The sequence below is a fragment of the Hydrogenivirga sp. 128-5-R1-1 genome (genome assembly GCF_000171895.1).
Genome location: NZ_ABHJ01000130.1, coordinates 1 through 2352, shown reverse-complemented (window position 1 = coordinate 2352; position 2352 = coordinate 1). Strand labels below are relative to the sequence as shown.

Annotated in this window: 4 protein-coding genes; 1 reads left to right on the top strand and 3 read right to left on the bottom strand. The window is 28.6% G+C overall.

From position 1 onward, the window contains the following. The first annotated feature begins 84 nt into the window (after positions 1-84). Positions 85-288 (top strand): preprotein translocase chain secF, encoded by a 204-nt coding sequence (locus HG1285_RS04335; protein ID WP_008288660.1) that lies wholly within the window; start codon positions 85-87, stop codon positions 286-288. Positions 289-611: 323 nt separating this feature from the next. Here the strand turns inward: HG1285_RS04335 and HG1285_RS04340 are convergent, their stop codons facing one another. The 3 genes from HG1285_RS04340 to gltX form a co-directional block, all read right to left on the bottom strand. Continuing rightward, positions 612-1007: a hypothetical protein gene (locus HG1285_RS04340; protein ID WP_008288659.1), complete on the bottom strand. Its 396-nt coding sequence runs from the start codon at positions 1005-1007 to the stop codon at positions 612-614. Next, the gene (locus HG1285_RS04345; RefSeq protein ID WP_157560666.1) at positions 985-1431 is read right to left on the bottom strand and encodes a dual specificity protein phosphatase family protein; all 447 of its coding nucleotides are present in this window, start codon (positions 1429-1431) and stop codon (positions 985-987) included. The genes HG1285_RS04340 and HG1285_RS04345 overlap by 23 nt, the downstream gene beginning before the upstream one ends. Positions 1432-1436: 5 nt before the next feature. After that, positions 1437-2352 (bottom strand): glutamate--tRNA ligase (gene gltX, locus HG1285_RS04350; RefSeq protein ID WP_008288657.1); only part of this gene is annotated, 916 nt, incomplete at its 5' end.

Sequence of the window (2352 nt, the reverse complement as noted above, 5' to 3'; positions counted from 1 at the left end):
TAAACGATACAATTATAATATTGATAGATAGAGAAACATAAAATAAGAGGGAAAAGAACTACTTCAGCTTGTAACCAGAGTATAATGAAACCTTGCAAGAACAATAATAACTCCGGCACACTTTATTTTCTGTTTAGCATTATATCTTTTGGTGGAGAATCTTTAAAGGGATTTTCATTTGCACTTCTTGTTGGCATTATATTCGGTACATATTCCTCAATTTATGTGGCAGGAGCACTGGTCGTAGATATAGAAAAATACATTTATAAAAAGAAAGTTCAAAGTTAGTCAGGCACAGGCAGGTTTTATCCTGCTTATTTTTATATATCTTAAATCTTAAGAATTTTTAATAACATACTAAAAACAGGCATTATTATATAAAATTCACTAAAAAATTAAAGAAACCAAATTTTAATTCTATTTCCTTTATAACACACTCAGGGTTTATTTAAAAATTCCTTTGATTTTTGCTTCTATACATTTTAAATTTTAATATGTAGTTTTTAATATAATTGACATTATATTGCATTATACATTTTTTAATTTAATATGTGGTTTATTCACAGCTTAAAACTTCTTTTTAATTAGAAATGAAAAGATAGTTTTTTTATTTAAAACAGTTGTTTCAACTCTTTTATTAAATAAGGGGTTATTTCATATTTTTGATTTTCTATAACTAAATAAGGTTTAAATTCATATTTTGGGAAATATATCAAGTTATTAAAATTTTCAGTGTAATATTCATTAAATAAAAATTTGTCTGCAATTTTAAATGTACATGCAAGTATCATTAGTTTTGCATCATCTGAATTTGAGAGCTGAAATCTTTTAATTGCTTCTGTATAATGTCTTTCTGCTACTTGTTTACATCCCCTTAAAAACCATTTTTCATCAATATTTATATTTCCTGAAGATATAATCTGCTCAAAAAATGAAGATTTTAAGATTTTATTATCTTTATTTAAAAATTCTATTTTGCTTTTTCTAAGGATTTTTGTATTTATCATTTTTTGCAAGTTCTTGTAGAAATTTAATCTGGTGTTCAGTTTGAGGCAAAAATCCTTTTCTTATTACTTCATTTAAAGCCTCTGTGTACTCTTTACCTTCATTTATGAGGTATCCAGCCAAAAATGTCCCACTTCTTGCTTTCCCGTATTTACAGTGAACAAGAACTTTTTTTTCTTTTCCAGAAATCTCTTTTATATAATCATACACAGCAAGGAAATCTTCTTTAGGAATAGGGTCATACATATTAAAAGGTATTCTTATTACTTCAAATCCAGCTTCTTTTTGTTTTTGAGCTATAAAATTGCCGTAATCTCCTTCAAGTAAATTTATTATTGTATTAATACCTTCTTCTTTTAGAGTTTCCAGTTCTTGTGGCTCTGGAGCCCTACTTCCTCCTAAATAATCAGTTATCCATCTAATCATCAACATTACCCAAAATACTCTAATGCTTTTTCTATTCTATGTTTTACCCTATCTATGCCTATAACTTCAACAAGCGTAGCTATATCAACTCCTGAAGTTTTCCCTGTTAAGGCAACCCTAATAGGCATAAATAAGTTTTTCCCTTTTATTTTAAGCTCTTTTTGTATTTCTTTAGTTGTCTTTTTAAAATCATCTTTTGTTATTGTATCTAAATCTTTTATTTTTTCATAAAAAGCCTGAATAACATTATATCCTTCTTCTGTTTCAAGCCAGGTCTTAGCATCTTCTTCATAATGAAAATCATCAATGAAAAACGGTTTTGCTCTTTCTTCTATATCCATTAATGTTTCAATACTGTCCCTTATAGCCTGAATTACTTTTTTATAGTAATCAAAATCTGCTTTATATCCACAATTTTCAAAAAATGGAACAGCTCTGCTTGTTAAATCGTCTAAATCAAGTATTTCCCTTATATACACCCCGTTCAACCATTTTAATTTCGCCCTGTCAAATACTGCAGGTGCATTATGTATATCTTTAATATCAAACTCTTTAATTATTTCTTCTGGAAGTATTACCTCACTATCACCTTTTGGATGCCATCCAAGAAGTGCAAGACCATTAAACATAGCTTCTGACACATAGCCGTCATCTCTAAATGCTCTTAAAGATACAGCCCCATGTCTTTTTGAGAGCTTACTTCTATCTTCTCCAAGTATTATAGGAAGATGTGCAAATTTAGGAGTTTCAAAGCCTAATGCTCTATATATTAAAATTTGTTTTGGTGTATTTGATAGGTGGTCTTCACCTCTTATAACATGAGTTATTTTCATTAATGCATCGTCAATAACAACTACAAAGTTATAAACAGGAGAGCCGTCAGACCTTACAATCACAAAATCTCCAAACTCATTTACGTTT